12 protein-coding genes are annotated in these 14,108 nt (G+C 72.0%); 4 read left to right on the forward strand and 8 right to left on the reverse strand.

All coding sequences use genetic code 11. The annotated features are described in order from the left end of the window. Positions 1-9: 9 nt before the first annotated feature. Together pdeM and H8B08_RS00135 are read right to left on the reverse strand one after the other, a co-directional pair. Positions 10-744, reverse strand: coding sequence for a ligase-associated DNA damage response endonuclease PdeM (gene pdeM, locus H8B08_RS00130; protein WP_370545356.1), 735 nt, complete (start codon positions 742-744; stop codon positions 10-12). Continuing rightward, positions 744-3,206: a ligase-associated DNA damage response DEXH box helicase gene (locus H8B08_RS00135; RefSeq protein ID WP_222934255.1), complete on the reverse strand. Its 2,463-nt coding sequence runs from the start codon at positions 3,204-3,206 to the stop codon at positions 744-746. Before H8B08_RS00135 ends, pdeM begins: the two co-directional genes overlap by 1 nt. Positions 3,207-3,332: 126 nt before the next feature. Here H8B08_RS00135 and H8B08_RS00140 point away from each other — a divergent pair, with 126 nt between their 5' ends. After that, the gene (locus tag H8B08_RS00140) at positions 3,333-6,158 is read left to right on the forward strand and encodes an ATP-dependent DNA helicase (RefSeq protein WP_370545357.1); all 2,826 of its coding nucleotides are present in this window, start codon (positions 3,333-3,335) and stop codon (positions 6,156-6,158) included. Positions 6,159-6,264: 106 nt separating this feature from the next. Here H8B08_RS00140 and H8B08_RS00145 read toward each other — a convergent pair whose 3' ends face one another. Both H8B08_RS00145 and H8B08_RS00150 read right to left on the reverse strand, forming a co-directional pair. Further along, the gene (locus H8B08_RS00145) at positions 6,265-6,684 is read right to left on the reverse strand and encodes a thioesterase family protein (protein ID WP_255500597.1); all 420 of its coding nucleotides are present in this window, start codon (positions 6,682-6,684) and stop codon (positions 6,265-6,267) included. After that, complete coding sequence (locus tag H8B08_RS00150; RefSeq protein WP_187448212.1) at positions 6,681-7,835, reverse strand: iron-containing alcohol dehydrogenase; 1,155 nt, start codon at positions 7,833-7,835, stop codon at positions 6,681-6,683. Before H8B08_RS00150 ends, H8B08_RS00145 begins: the two co-directional genes overlap by 4 nt. Before the next feature lie 93 nt (positions 7,836-7,928). On the opposite strand from H8B08_RS00150, the gene H8B08_RS00155 reads away from it, so the two are divergent. Genes H8B08_RS00155 through hisC form a run of 3 tightly spaced genes read left to right on the forward strand, consistent with a single transcriptional unit; the run spans position 7,929 to position 10,802 of the window. After that, complete coding sequence (locus tag H8B08_RS00155; RefSeq protein WP_187448213.1) at positions 7,929-8,969, forward strand: DUF2125 domain-containing protein; 1,041 nt, start codon at positions 7,929-7,931, stop codon at positions 8,967-8,969. A gap of 3 nt (positions 8,970-8,972) precedes the next feature. Further along, complete coding sequence (locus H8B08_RS00160) at positions 8,973-9,677, forward strand: chorismate mutase (RefSeq protein ID WP_187448214.1); 705 nt, start codon at positions 8,973-8,975, stop codon at positions 9,675-9,677. 9 nt (positions 9,678-9,686) lie between these two features. Then, entirely contained in the window at positions 9,687-10,802 is a 1,116-nt protein-coding gene (gene hisC / locus H8B08_RS00165) for a histidinol-phosphate transaminase (RefSeq protein WP_370545358.1), read from the forward strand. Between the two features lie 204 nt (positions 10,803-11,006). Here hisC and H8B08_RS00170 read toward each other — a convergent pair whose 3' ends face one another. The 4 genes from H8B08_RS00170 to H8B08_RS00185 all read right to left on the reverse strand — a co-directional run bounded on the left by H8B08_RS00170 (position 11,007) and on the right by H8B08_RS00185 (position 14,035). Then, the gene (locus tag H8B08_RS00170; protein WP_187448215.1) at positions 11,007-11,711 is read right to left on the reverse strand and encodes a glutathione S-transferase N-terminal domain-containing protein; all 705 of its coding nucleotides are present in this window, start codon (positions 11,709-11,711) and stop codon (positions 11,007-11,009) included. Between the two features lie 82 nt (positions 11,712-11,793). Next, the gene (locus H8B08_RS00175) at positions 11,794-12,504 is read right to left on the reverse strand and encodes a 1-acyl-sn-glycerol-3-phosphate acyltransferase (RefSeq protein ID WP_187448216.1); all 711 of its coding nucleotides are present in this window, start codon (positions 12,502-12,504) and stop codon (positions 11,794-11,796) included. A gap of 8 nt (positions 12,505-12,512) precedes the next feature. Beyond that, positions 12,513-13,142, reverse strand: coding sequence for a YdcF family protein (locus H8B08_RS00180; protein ID WP_187448217.1), 630 nt, complete (start codon positions 13,140-13,142; stop codon positions 12,513-12,515). Beyond that, positions 13,139-14,035, reverse strand: coding sequence for a cell division protein FtsX (locus tag H8B08_RS00185; RefSeq protein WP_370545359.1), 897 nt, complete (start codon positions 14,033-14,035; stop codon positions 13,139-13,141). Before H8B08_RS00185 ends, H8B08_RS00180 begins: the two co-directional genes overlap by 4 nt. Positions 14,036-14,108 lie beyond the last annotated feature (73 nt).

Here is a 14,108-nt window from a genome sequence, read left to right on the forward strand (position 1 = left end):
GGGCCGGGGTCAGTCCCCCGACAACACCTCCGGCCCCAGCACGTGCACGCGCTCGCCCAGCGCCGCGACCAGCGGGAAGCGGGCGAACAGGCCGGCGAAGGCCTGGTCCAGCGCGTTCAGCCCGCCCGCATAGGCGCCGAAGGCCGGCAAAACCAACCGCTCGCCGTCGGTCAGGAAACAGCGCCGGCGGACGCTTCGGCCGTAGCGCACCACCTTGGCGCACGGGTGCAGGTGACCCGCCACCTCGCCGGGCGCGCGGCCGGGGCGGGGCTCGTGGGTCAGCAGCAGGCCCTCGACCGAGAGGTCGTCGACGACCTCGCCGGGCAGCTCGACCGGACCGTCGGCGTCGTGGTTGCCCACCGCCCAGACCAGGGTGCGCGTGGACGCCAGGGCGGCGATGCGGGCGGCGTCGTCGCGGGCCAGACGCGCTTCCGCCCGGCCGTCGTGGAAGCTGTCGCCCAGGAACACGAGGGTCGCCGGGGCCAGAGCCTCGACCTCGCGCTCCAATCGGTCCAGCGTCGCGCGCGTGTCGTAGGGCGGCAGCAGCTGGCCGCGCACGCCGTAGGCCGAGCCCTTCTCGAAGTGCAGGTCGGCCACCACCAGGGTGCGCGAGGCGGCCAGCCACAGGGCGCCGGAGCCGCGCAGGGTCGCCCGTGTGCCGGCCACGCGCACCACCACGCCGCCGCAGGCCGCGCGGCGCGGGGCGGGATCGGTCTCGTAGCGGATCGGCTCGGCCAGGCTCACTAATCCAACTCCATCGCGTCGGCGATCAGCTCGGCCGCGTTCTCTTCCAGTATGGCCTCGGCCGCCGCGCCGGGCACGGGCTCGCGACCGATTTCCAGCAGCACCGGCACGGCGAAGGGCGACACACGCTTGAGCTCGACGTGTCGGATGGCGCCCTTCACCCGGATCAGAAGCCGCGCCAGGCGCGCCACGTCCAGCTGGCCCGTCGCCGCATCCGCCCGCGCGCAGCGCAGCAGCAGGTGGTCGGGCTGATGCTTGCGCAACACGTCGTAGACCAGGTCGGTGGAGAAGGTGACCTGCCGGCCGCTCTTCTCCTGGCCGGGGAAGCGCCGCTCGATCAGGCCGGCCAGCACGGCGCACTGGCGGAAGGCGCGCTTCATCATCACGCTTTCGTCCAGCCACGCCTCCAGGTCGTCGCCCAGCATGTCCTCCTGGAACAGCTGGTCCAAATCCAGGTCGTCCAGCGGCCGCATGCCCCAGATCGCCAGAGCGTAGTCGTTGGCGACGAAGCCCAGCGGCTGTTTGCCCAGTCGCTCCAGCCGCCGCGCCAGCAGCTGGCACAAGGTGCCGTGGCTGATCCGCCCGTCGAACGGATAGCAGACCAGGTAATGGCGCGAGCCCCGGCGGAAGGTCTCGACCAGCATTTCGTCCTCGGACGGAATGACCGAGCGCAGGCGCTGGATCTCCAGCCACTCGCGCACCTCGCCGGTCAGCTTGGGCCAGCCCTTCTGGTCGGCGATCATCCGGCGCACGCGGCGCGCCAGATAGGTCGACAGGGCGAACTTCGAGCCGCCCCAGCTGGGCACGCGCGGGTCGGCGCCCGGCGGGGCGCGGGTGACGAAGGCGTCCATGCCCTCCACCCCCTGGAAGCGCCAGACCTCGCCGGCGAACAGGAAGGTGTCGCCCGGCGCCAGTTGCTCGATGAAGCTCTCCTCCATCTCGCCGACCTTGCGCCCGCCGCCGCGCCCGCCCGAGACGCGGATGTTGATCATCGGGATGTCGACGATCGCGCCCACGTTCATGCGGTGGCGCTGGGCGATCTCGCCGTTGCGCACCTTCCACAGGCCCTCGCGGGTCTGGATCACCCGCTTGAACTTGTCGTAGGTGCGCAGCGCGTAGCCGCCGGTCGAGACGAAATCGAGCACCCGGTCGAAGTCCTCGCGGCTCAGGTCGCGATAGGGCGAACTGGTGCGAACCTCCGCATACAGATCATCGGCCCGGAAGGCCTCGCCGCAGGCCACGCCCATGACGTGCTGAGCCAGGATGTCCTGGGCCCCCAGTCGCTCGGGATCGCCGTCCAGGTCGTTCTCGGCCACCGCCTCGCGCGCGGCCTGGCATTCCAGCACCTCGAAGCGGTGGGCGGGGACCAGCAGGGCGCGCGAGGGCTCGTCCAACCGGTGATTGGCCCGGCCGATGCGCTGGATCAGGCGGGCCGAGCCCTTGGGCGCGGCCAGCTGGATCACGAGGTCGACCGCGCCCCAGTCGATGCCGAGGTCGAGCGTCGAGGTGCAGACCACCGCGCGCAGCTCCTCGCGGGCCATGGCCGCCTCGACCTTGCGCCGCTGCTCGGCCGCCAGCGAGCCGTGGTGGAGCGCGATCGGCAGGTTCTCGTCGTTGATCTCCCACAGGGCCTGGAAGGCCAGCTCGGCCTGGAAGCGGGTGTTGACGAAGATCAGCGCCGTCTTGGCGCTCTTGATGGCCGCATAGACCTCGTCCATGGCGTGGCGCGCGGTCCAGCCGCTCCACGGCACGTGACCCTGCGAATAGAGCACGTCGACCACCGGCGGCGCGCCGGGATCGCCCAGCACCAATTCGGCCGGCCCGTGGTCGATCGGGGCCAGCCAGCGGCGCAGCATGTCCGGGTCGTTGACCGTCGCCGACAGCCCCACCCGGCGCATGCGCGGCGCGAAGCTCTGCAGGCGCGCCAGGCCCAGGTTCAGCAGGTCGCCGCGCTTGGAGCCGTGGATGGCGTGGATCTCGTCGACGATCACCGTATGCAGGTCGGCGAACCACTCGCGCGCGCCTTCCCAGGCGCAGAACAGGGCCAGCTGCTCGGGCGTGGTCATGAGGATGTCGGGCGGGCGCACCTTCTGGCGCTGGCGCTTGGAGACGGGCGTGTCCCCGGTGCGCGACTCCACCGTCACCGCCAGGCCCATCTCGCGCACCGGCGTCATCAGGTTGCGCTCGACGTCGACCGCCAGCGCCTTCAGCGGCGAGAGGTAGAGGGTGTGGATGCCGCGCGGGGTGTTGGGCCTGGGCCGTTCGGTCAGGTCGATCAGGCTGGGCAGGAAGCCGGCCAGGGTCTTGCCCCCGCCGGTCGGTGCGATCAGCAGGGCGTGCCGTCCCGCGCGCGCCTGCTCCACCATCTCCAGCTGGTGGCGCCTGGGCCGCCAACCGCGCGACGCGAACCAGGCGTCGAAGCGTGGGGGGAGGCTCAGCTGATTTGCGGCCGGCTCGACCAACGCCACCTGAAACCCTCTCCCCGCTAGACGCGCCTCACCCCGCCCTCTCCTCCCAGCGGGGGAGAGGGTGTCGCATATATAGCTGTTCCCGTTCCGTTTCACGGGCGGAACGGCTATTTCAGGCGGGTGAGTCCCGACGACGCCCTGTCTGTTCCGGCCGAGCCGCTGACGCTCGAGCTGCCGCCGTGCCTGGCCGTGCCGCCGGGGGCCGGCGCCGTGGCCGACGCGGACGGCGCGCGCGCCCTGCCGCGCTCGCAGGCGGAGCGGCTGTTCACGACGGGGCCGGTGATCGTCGCCCATGCGGGCCTGACGGCGCGCCGGCTGGGCCTGGCCGCGCCGGGGCGCACCCCCGACATCCTCGACGCGCTGGAGCTCTTCGCCTTCGTGCGGCCGGCCAGGTTCTGCGCGCCTTCGGCCGCCGGCCTGGCGCTCGCCTTGGGCATGCCCGAGCCGGTCGGGGCCGAGGCCCAGGCGAGCGCCTTACGCGAGGCCTGCCGGGTGCTGCTGGAGGAACTGGCCGCCAGCCCTTGGCCGAACCGCGAAGAGGCGCTGCAGCTGGCCGAGACCCTGGGCCGGGCCGGCTGGGGATGGGCCACGCGGGCGGCCGGGGCCCTCCGGTCCGGACCGATCCGCGAGCGCCGCCACCGCGGCTCCGGTGTCGACGTCTGGACCCGCCTGCCGGAGTGGGAGGACCAGGCGCCGCTGGGCGAGCCGGGCTCCATGCCGGTCGACGCCGACCAGGCGCGCGGGCGGCTGCAGGAACTGCTGAATCGCGCCGGCCTGGACGAGGCCCGCCCGTCCCAGGCGGACTTCTCCGCCGAGGCCGCCTACGCCTTCATGCCCCGCGACCGCGAGGGCGCCCCGCGCGTGCTGCTGGCCGAAGCCGGCACGGGCGTCGGCAAGACCATGGGCTATCTCGCCCCCGCCTCGCTGTGGGCCGAGAAGAACGGCCCGTCGGTCTGGGTGTCGACCTACACCCGCGCCCTGCAGCGCCAGATCGACCGCGAGACCCGCGCCCTGTGGCCCGACCCGGAGGTGCGCGCGCGCAAGGCGGTGGTCCGCAAGGGGCGGGAGAACTACCTCTGCCTGCTGAACTTCCAGGACATGGCCCAGGCCTCGGCGCTGGGCACCGCTGATCCGATCGGCGTGGGCCTGGTCGCCCGCTGGGTGCTGGCCACCCGCGACGGCGACATGACCGGCGGCGATTTCCCGGCCTGGCTGCCGACCCTGTTCGCGGTCGGCGCCGCGGCCCAGGTCTCGCCGGCCAACCTGGTCGACCGGCGCGGCGAGTGCGTGCACGCGGCCTGTCCGCACTACCGCACCTGCTTCGTCGAGAAGACCGTGCGCGCCTCGCGCCGGGCCGACCTGGTGGTCGCCAACCACGCCCTGGTGCTGAGCCAGGCCGCCTTCGACGGGGCCCGCGCCGCGCGCGGCCTGAAGACCGACGTCGAGACGACGCTGCTGAAACGCGTTGTCTTCGACGAGGGCCACCACCTCTTCGACGCCGCCGACAGCGCGTTTTCCGCCTGCCTGTCCGGCCAAGAGGCCGCCGAACTTCGCCGCTGGATCCGCGGTCCCGAGGGACGCGGCCGTCGCGGACGAGGGCTGGAGCAGCGGCTGGGCGAACTGGTCGCCCACCGCGACGACGCGCGCGACGCGCTCAGCCAGGTGATCCGCGCCGCCGCCGCCCTGCCGGGCGAGGGCTGGTCGGGCCGCATCGCGCCGCCGTCGGGCGAGATCAATCCGATCGGCCCGATCGAGACCCTGCTGGCCGCGGCGCTGGACCAGCTGCGCGCCCGCGCCGATCCCAGGGGCGGCGACCTCGGCATGGAGTGCTCGGCCCGTCCGATCACCGACGCGGTGGCCGCCGCCGCGCCCGCCGCCGCCCGCGCGCTCGCCGCCGTCGAGGCGCCGCTGCTGGCCCTGGCCCGCGCGCTGGAAGACCTGCTGGACGACGAGGCGGCCGAGCTGGAAGGCGCCGACCGCGCCCGCATCGAGGGCTCGCTGCGTGGGCTCGACAGACGCGCCCGCATGACCCTGCCGGCCTGGCGTTCCATGCTGAAGGGGCTGGAGGAGGAGGGCGTCGAGGACGATCCGGACTTCGTCGACTGGTTCTCGGCCGAATACGCCTTCGGCCGGGTGATCGACGCCGGCCTGCGCCGTCACTGGGTCGACCCGACCGTGCCGCTGGAGGCGGCGGTGATCGCTCCGGCCCACGGGGTGATGATCACTTCTGCGACCCTGTCGGACCCGGCGCTGGACGATCCGTTCGAGCTGGCCCGCATGCGCACCGGTTCGGCCCGCCTGCCCGAGCCCGCGCGCGAGCTGAAGGTCGCCTCGCCGTTCGACTACGCCTCACAGGCCAAGGTGTTCGTGGTCAACGACATCGGCCGCGACGACCCCCGCCAGATGGCCGCCGCCATGCGCGAGCTGTTCATCGCCGCCGGCGGCGGGGCGGTCGGCCTGTTCACCGCCATTCGCCGCCTGCGCTCCGTGTACGAACTGCTGGGGCCGGCGCTCGCCAAGGCCGGCCTGCCGCTCTACGCCCAGCACGTCGATCCGCTGGAGGTCGGCGCCCTGGTCGACATCTTCCGGGCCGAGGAGCACTCCTGCTTGCTGGGCACCGACGCCGTGCGCGACGGGGTGGACGTGCCGGGGAGATCGCTGCGGCTGCTGGCCTTCGACCGCGTGCCCTGGCCGCGCCCCGACCTGCTCCACAAGGCGCGCCGCCAGCGCTTCGGCGGCAAGGCCTATGACGACGCCATCGCCCGCGCCCGCATCGCCCAGGCCTTCGGCCGGCTGATCCGCCGCGCCGACGACAAGGGCGTGTTCGTCATGCTCGACGCCGCTGCGCCCACGCGGCTGTTCGCCAGCCTGCCGGAGGGGATCACGGTCGAGCGCGTCGGCCTGGTCGAGGCGGTGGAGGGGGCGCGGGAGTTCTTGGCGCTCTGAGGAAGGCTGGCCCGCCCTCGTCCTTCGACAAGCTCAGGATGAGGGCTACTGAGGCGCAGTAGAAAACCTCATCCTGAGCTTGTCGAAGGACGAGGTTTTCGGGCCCTCAGACCAGCAAGCCCTCCAGCACCTTCCGCATGTCCGCCGGCACCGGCGTCGGCCGGCGCGTCTCGCGATCCACGTAGACGTGCACGAAGTGCCCCTCCGCCGCCGGCTCCGGATCGCCGGCGCGGAACAGTCCCACCTCGTAGCGCACGCTGCTGGTCCCGATCTTCGCCACGCGCAGACCCGCCTCGACCCGGTCGGGGAAGGACAGCGACTTGGCGAAGCGGCAGCCGGTCTCGACCACCAGGCCGATCACCGGGCTGGTCGCGGGCTCCAGCACGCCCTGCTCGATCAGCCAGCGGTTCACCGCCGTGTCGAAGAAGCTGTAGTAGACCACGTTGTTCACGTGGCCGTAGACGTCGTTGTCCATCCAGCGCGTGTCGATGGTCACGTACTGGCGGTAGCCGTCGCGCGCGCTCAAAGCACAACTCCATAGATCGCCAGCGCGTCCTCGTAGGCGACCTCGCGCGGATTGTTCACCAGCAGGCGCTGCACGTTCATGGCGTCCTTGGCCAGGTCGGGAAGGTCGGCCTCGGTCACGCCGACTTCCCGCAGGCGCTGGGCCATCGGCATGTCCGCGACGAGCCCCGCCATGGTCTCGATGAAGTCGCGCGCCGCCAGGTTGCTGGTGCGCTTTGGCGCGGCCGGGGCGACCGCCTCGTAGAGCTCGGCGTAGAGCGTCTCGGCGGCCGGCAGGTTGAACTCGAGCACCGGGGCCAGGACCAGGGCGTTCGACAGGCCGTGCGGGACGTGGAACCGCCCGCCCAGCGGATAGGCCAGGGCGTGCACAGCACCGACCGGCGCGTTGGCGAAGGCCATCCCGGCGAGCAGCGAGCCCTGCAGCATGGCGCGGCGCGCCGCGAGGTCGGTCCCGTCCTTCACCACGGCGCGCATGTTCTCAGACAGCAGGCGAAGAGCCCGCAGCGCCAGGCTGTCCGACACCGGGTTCTTCTTGTGCTTCGAGGTGTAGGCCTCGATGGCGTGCACCATGGCGTCGATGCCGGTCGCCGCCGTCACCGCCGCCGGCAGGCCCAGCGTCAGGGTCGCGTCCAGCACCGCGAGGTCGGGATAGAGCAGGGGCGAGACCACGCCCTTCTTCTCGTCGGTCGGCGTGGTGACGATGGCGATCGGGGTGACTTCCGAGCCGGTGCCGGCGGTGGTCGGGACCTGGATCAGCGGCAGGCGAGGGCCTTTCGCCAGCCCGATCCCGTAGATCTCCGGCAGGCCCTGCTTCGCGCAGGCCAGCAGGGCGACCAGCTTGGCCGTGTCCATCGAGCTGCCGCCGCCCAGGCCGATCACCGCTTCCGCGCCGGCCGCGCGGGCGGCGGCCACCGCCGTCTCGACCGCGGCCTCGGGCGGGTCGGCCAGCACGTCGGAGAACAGCACCGCCTCGACGCCGGCCGCGTCCAGGCCTTCGAGGGCAGGGCGCACCACGCCGGCCTCGACCAGGCCGCGGTCGGTGACCACCAGCACGCGACGCGCGCCCAGCTCGCGGGCGAATTGGCCGAGGCGTGCGGCCGCGCCGTCCTCGCAGACGATCCGGGGCGTGGTCTCGAACACGAAATTGCTCATTCCTGGCCGCTCTCTCCCCGTCGCGCGTTCCATTTAGCTGCGAATCCGACCCGCGGTCTCTATATCGACGCAAGCTTCAGCGAGCCCACCGCCATGTCCGTCGAACGCAAATCCAGCAAGCTCGGCCTGATCCTGCCGTTCGCCATCGTCGGCGTGCTGCTGGCGGCGTGGTCCGTCTGGTGGTTCGTGGTCGCCCACAAGCTCGAGACCGGCATGGACGCCGAGGTCGCGAACCTGCGCCGCGGCGGCTACCAGGTCAGCTGGACCGACCGCCGCGTCAGCGGCTGGCCGTTCCGCACCTTCGTGCAGATGCAGAACGTCAAGATCGCCGCCCCGTCCGGCCACGCGGTGGCCATGCCGCGCCTGCACGCCGAGGCCAACACCTATGCGCTGCGGACCTGGGTGCTGGCCGCGCCCGAGGGCCTGACCCTGACCCGCGGGGCCAAGGGCGACGTGCGGATCACCGGCCAGGCGATCCGGGCCAGCGTCACCGTTCCGCGCAGCGCGCCGTCGCCGCATCTCGCGCTGGAGCTGCTGCAGCCGGTGTTCACGCCCGCCGCCGGGGCCGAGCGCTTCCCACTGGCCGGGGCTGGCAAGGTCGCGTTCGAGCTGCGCCCGCGCAAGGGGTCGCAGACCGACGCCGAGGCCCGATTCGAGATCGCCGACGGCCGCGCCAGCGCCGGCGGCACCTTCGGCGACATCCTGGGCGAGCGGCCGTTCTCCACCATCTGGGAGAGCCAGATCACCAACGCCGAACGCTTCTCGGGCGACAACTGGGCCCAGGCCGTGCGCGCCTGGAGCGTGGTGGGCGGCGCCCTGACCAACCTCAAGGGCGAGCTGACCGCCGGGACCTCCAAGGCGGTGGCCTCCAGCAACCGGCTGACCGTGGGCCAGGACGGGCGCCTGCAGGGCCCGCTGGTCGTGGAGCTGCACAACGCGTCCGCAGCCATGGCGGCGCTGGGCCGCGCGCCGCAGGTCGACAGCCGCGCCGCCGCGGCGGCCTCGGTGGCGGCCAGCGGCGTCGCCGCCCTTCGCGGCGATCGCGGCGGCGAGATGCGCCTGCTGCTGGAATTCGCCGGGGGCGACACCCGCGTCGGGCCGTTCCGCCTCGCGCCCGCCCCGAAGGTGTTCTGACCCATGCCGGACCTCGCCGAACTGGACGCCCAGATCCTGCGCCTGGTCGACGCCCGCGTCGCCGCCGCCCGCGCCGAAGGCCGCGGCCTGCGCCCCGACGAGGAGGCGATCGTCCTGCGCGCCTTGCTGGACCAGCCGCGCCCGGCCGCGACCTCACGCCTGGTGCTGCGGCTCTGGCGCGCCCTGATGGCCGAGACCGCCCGGCCGGTCGGCGTGGCGGTGTGGGGCGGGACCCAGGCGCTGGAACTGGCCGCCGCCCGTTTCCCGGGCTCGCCGCTCAAGGTGGTGCAGAAGCCGGAGGACGCGCTCAGCGCCGCGCGCGCGGCGGGCGTCGTGGGCGTGCTGGCGCTGGACGCGACCACGCCCTGGTGGCTGCGCCTGCTGGCCGAGCCGAAGCTGAAGGTGTTCGCGGCGCTTCCGGAACTGGCCGCCGACGGCGACGCCGGAGCGCTGGCGGTCGGCGACGTGGCGTTGGAGCCTTCGGGCGGCGACGACACCTTCTGGGTCACCGATGCGGCGGCCAGCCCGGCGACGATCGAGGAGGCTTTGGGGCGCGACGGATTGGCCGGAAGGCTCGTCAGCGCGGCCGGCGGGTTGAAGCTGTTCGCCCTGGCGGGCTATGTGCAGGTTGAAGACGCCAGGCTCGCCCGCGCGCCTGGTCGGCTTTCCGGCGTGATCGGCGCCGCGCCCTCCCCATTCGATCTCTGAGCGACGCGTATGAACACCATGACCCCTGCCCCGAAAACGGCGCAGCCCGCGCCGAAGCCGGGCATCCTGGACATCGCGCCCTACGTGGGCGGCAAGTCGAAGATCGAAGGCGTCGCCGAGCCGATCAAGCTGTCGTCGAACGAGAACGCGCTGGGCGCCTCGCAGGCCGCCCGCGACGCCTACGTCGCCGCCGCCCAGAACATCTTCATCTACCCGGAAGGCCGCGCCAGCCGCCTGCGCGAGGCGGTCGCCTCGAAGATGGGCCTGGAGCAGGAGCGCCTGATCTTCGGCGCCGGCACCGACGAGATCTTCGCCCTGATCAACCAGACCTACCTGGAGCCCGGCGACAACATCGTCACCGGCCAGTACGGCTTCCTGGCCTACCGGATCAGCGCCAAGGCCAACCAGGCCGAGATCAAGCTGGCCCCCGAACCGAACTACCGGGTCGAGGTCGACGAGCTGCTGAAGCTGGTCGATGAGCGCACCAAGATCGTCTACGTCTCCAACCCGTCGAACCCGACCGGGTCGTGGAACTCCGGCGAGGAGATCCGCCGCCTGCACGAAGGCCTGCCGGCCCACGTCCTGCTGGTGATCGACGAGGCCTACGCCGAGTACGTGGCCGAGCCCGACTGGGAGACCTCGCTGCCGCTGGCCCGCAACGCCGACAACGTCGTCGTCACCCGCACCTTCTCGAAGATCCACGGCCTGGCCGGCCTGCGCATCGGCTGGGCCTACGCGCCGGCCTCGGTGGCCGCCGCGGTCGACCGCATCCGCCTGCCGTTCAACGCCTCGGTCCCGGCCCAGGAAGCGGCGCTGGCCGCCCTGTCGGCCGACGATCACGTCAAGGCGTCGAAGGAGCTGGTTCTGCAATGGCGCCCGCGCCTGGCCCAGGCCATCCGCGGCTTCGGCTTCGAGGTCATGCCCTCGGCCGGCAACTTCGTGCTGGTCCGCTTCCCCGACCCGAAGCGCAACGCCAAGGCGGCCGACGAGTACCTGCAGTCCAAGGGCCTGATCGTGCGCCCGGTCGGCGGCTACGGCCTGACCGACTGCCTGCGCATCACTGTCGGCACCGAAGACCAGAACCGGGCGCTGCTGGACGCCCTGTCCGAGTTCGCGGCGACTTAAGCGAAGTATCTCCTCCCCCGCAGAGCGGGGGAGGGGACCACGCGTAGCGTGGTGGAGGGGGCGAGCCGCGAGGTGCGCCCCCTTTTGTTTGTTCAAAGGTTCGCATCGGGATGGAGGCTTTTTCGCCCCCTCCACCGCCCTTCGGGCGGTCCCCCTCCCCCGTTCCGCTGCGCTTCACAGGGGAGGAGAGAGGCTCCGGCCGGACTAGCCCCGCGCCGGGATCGTCAGGCCGCGTTGCACCCCCGGACGGGCAAGGGCGCGCTCCAGCCAGTCGGGGACCGCCTTCAGCTGCTCGTAGTGCACGAGCTCGCCGGCCCCGTAGAACCCGACCAGGTTACGCACCCAGCCCAGCACCGAGATGTCGGCGATGGTGTAGTCGTCGCCCATGATCCACTGCCGGTCCTGCAGCCGGGTCTCGAGCAGTCGGAGCAGCCGCTCGGATTCGGCGCGGTAGCGCTCCAGCGGGCGCTTGTCCTCGTACTCGCGGCCGGCGAATTTGTGGAAGAAGCCCACTTGGCCGAACATCGGCCCGACGGCGGCCATCTGCCAGAACACCCACTGAAGGGTCTCGTACCGCCCCACCGGATCGGACGGCAGCAGCTTCCCGGTCTTTTCGGCGAGGTAGAGCAGAATGGCGCCTGACTCGAACAGGCCCAGGGGTTTGCCGCCGGGCCCGTCGGGATCGATGATCGCCGGAATCTTGCCGTTGGGGTTTAGCGAGAGGAATTCCGGCGTCCAGCTCTCGTTCTTGCCGATGTCCACGAGGTGCGGCTCGTAGGGCAGGCCGATCTCCTCCAGCATGATCGACACTTTCACCCCGTTCGGCGTCGGCAAGCTGTAGAGCTGCAGGCGATCGGGATGCTTTGCCGGCCATCTCTGCGTGATCGGAAAGCTGGAGAGGTGGTCCATCGGGCGCTCCTCGCTACGGGACCGCTCAGATGGCGATTAAAGGTCAAGCTGCAAGCGGCCTGGCCGGGTCGGACGAAGGCTGTCAGGCCTCCGTCAGCAGCTTCGTCGACGCCGCTTCGATGCGGGTCTGCATCTCGCTCATGAACTGGCCCCGCTTGAGGCCGGCGGGCAGGGGCTCGAGGAATTCGAACACCACGGTCCCCGGCTTGCGGATGAAGCCGTGGGCCGGCCAGCAGAGGCCGGAATTGGTGGCGACCAGCTCGCAGGGATAGTTCAGGTCGCGGTACAGCGCCGCCACGCCCGGCTTGTAGTCGGGCTCGGCGCCCGGCTCGGTGCGGGTGCCTTCCGGGAAGATCACGACTTGGCGGACGTCCTGCAGCCGTTCGTTGGTGTCGTTGACCATCTTGCGCAGCGCCGCGGCCTGGGCCGAGCGATCGACCGGGACCATGCGCAGCTTCTTGGCGTACCAGCCGAAGAACGGGAGGTTCAGCAGCTCCTGTTTCATGACGAAGCAGGGATCGTCCAGGAAGGTGAAGGGGGCGATGACGTCGAGCATGCCCTGGTGCTTGGCCGCGATCAGGGCCGCGCCGCTCGGGCGGTGCTCCAGGCCGCGCACCTCCACCTTGATGCCGCAGAGGATCCGCGCCGCGCCCAGCACCGAGCGGGCCCAGCCCTGGACCAGCCGCATGGCGACCGGGCGGGGGGCCAGCAGGAACGGCGACATCACCACGCCCATGAACACCATGGACAGGTAGAGGTACGCCATGAACAGCAGGGAACGCACAACCAGCAAGGATTAGCTCACGCAGTCGCGGCCGGCGACGCCTCGGCCTGGTTCTTCTCATTCCCGTCGCCGAGGCTGAGAACCGCCTCGCGCACCAGAACGACCAGGTATTTGCAGTATTCCACCGTCATGCGCCGCGCGCCGGTGGCCGAGCGCCACCAGCGACGGGTGTCCAGCGAGGGCGTGCGCACGGCGTAGGGCACCAGCTGGGCCTCGGGCATGGCCCCGCGGATCTCCAGGAGGCTGCGGGGCATGTGGTAGTCGGAGGTGACCACCACCAGGTCGGTGAAGTTCTTGGCCCGGGCCCAGGCGGCGATCTCCTGGGCGTTGCCGATGGTGTCGGCGGCCTCGAAGCCCAGATCCACGCAGCAGTCGTACAGCCGCGCCGGCGCGCGGGTCACCGCGCGCAGCTCGCCGCGGGTGACCTCGCGGTTCACGCCGGAGACCAGCAGGCGCCGGCCCTTGCCCTGCTCGAGCAGGTGCATGGCCGCGACGATGCGCTCGTCCGAGGCGCCGGTCAGGACGACGACGCCGTCGCCCTGCGGCGGCTCGTCGGCGGGCGTGGAGCGTTGCACCCGCTCCGCGAAGGCCAGGAGACCCGCAAGCCAGATCAACGCCACGATCGCCACGGCGGCCAGGCTCTTCATTCCCATCCCCTCAGGAGGCGCAGCGTGGTTAACCGCGCAGCCAGGGCCGCCACCGTAGCCGCGATCAGCGGACATGGCGAGACCGCCGTGACGTCCCACCAGCTGAGCGGCAGGGCCGGGGTGAAGCCGTTCTGGCCGCCCAGCAGCTTGAGGGCGAGGGCGACCACGATGGCCGCCAGCGCGCCGACTGCGCCGGCTTCGAAGGCCAGCCGGCCGAAGCGGGTCTGGAACACCCGGGCGATGAACTCGTCGCGCGCGCCGGACAGGTGGAGGACCTCGACCACGTCCTTCTGCGCGGCCATGCCGGCCCGTGTCGCGAAAGCCACGACCGCGCCGGCCGCGGCGGCCACCACCACGAAGACGCCGAAGGCGATCCAGCGAACCAGGCCGGCGGCCCGCTCCACGTCGCGCAGCCAGCGGGCGTGGTCGTCGACGTCGCCGTCGATGCCGGCCGCCGACAGGGCGCGGTGCAGGTCGGCGGCGGTGGCCGGCGCCTTCGGATCGAGGCGCACGGTGACCAGGTGCGGGATCGGCAGGTCGTCCAGCACGGCGTCGCCCAGCCAGGGCTTCAGCAGCTCCTCGGCCTTTTCCTTCTCCAGGGCGGCGGCCTCGGTCACGCCCTTGACCCCGGCCAGGGTCTCGGCCGCGCGGGCGGCGGCGGTGGAGCCGGTCTCGCCCAGCTTGGGACGGACCTGCACGGTCGCCTCGCCGCGGATGTCGCGGGCCCAGCCGCTGGCCGCCCGGTCGGCGCCGATGGCCGCGACCGCGGCCAGACAGGCCAGGAAGCACAGCACGGCCACCACGAAGTGCAGCGAGAACTCCCGCTCCTCGTCGCGGGGCAGCAGCGGGGCCGGCTTCCAGCGGGCCATCGGATCTTCGGTGGCGACGCTCAAGCCTCGTCCTCCCCGAAGTCGTTCTCGTCGCCCAGGTCGAATTCCGACTGCTCGTCCGCCTGCGGCGTTTCGT

This window comes from Caulobacter sp. 17J80-11 (genome assembly GCF_014349105.1).
Lineage (GTDB): Bacteria > Pseudomonadota > Alphaproteobacteria > Caulobacterales > Caulobacteraceae > 17J80-11.

Excerpts from the sequence above, each read along its gene's own strand:
- H8B08_RS00150 (WP_187448212.1), bottom strand. The coding sequence starts at position 7,835 with ATGAGCAATTTCGTGTTCGAGACCACGCCCCGGATCGTCTGCGAGGAC.
- H8B08_RS00155 (WP_187448213.1), top strand. The coding sequence starts at position 7,929 with ATGTCCGTCGAACGCAAATCCAGCAAGCTCGGCCTGATCCTGCCGTTC.
- H8B08_RS00160 (WP_187448214.1), top strand. The coding sequence starts at position 8,973 with ATGCCGGACCTCGCCGAACTGGACGCCCAGATCCTGCGCCTGGTCGAC.
- hisC (WP_370545358.1), top strand. The coding sequence starts at position 9,687 with ATGAACACCATGACCCCTGCCCCGAAAACGGCGCAGCCCGCGCCGAAG.
- H8B08_RS00170 (WP_187448215.1), bottom strand. The coding sequence starts at position 11,711 with ATGGACCACCTCTCCAGCTTTCCGATCACGCAGAGATGGCCGGCAAAG.
- H8B08_RS00180 (WP_187448217.1), bottom strand. The coding sequence starts at position 13,142 with ATGAAGAGCCTGGCCGCCGTGGCGATCGTGGCGTTGATCTGGCTTGCG.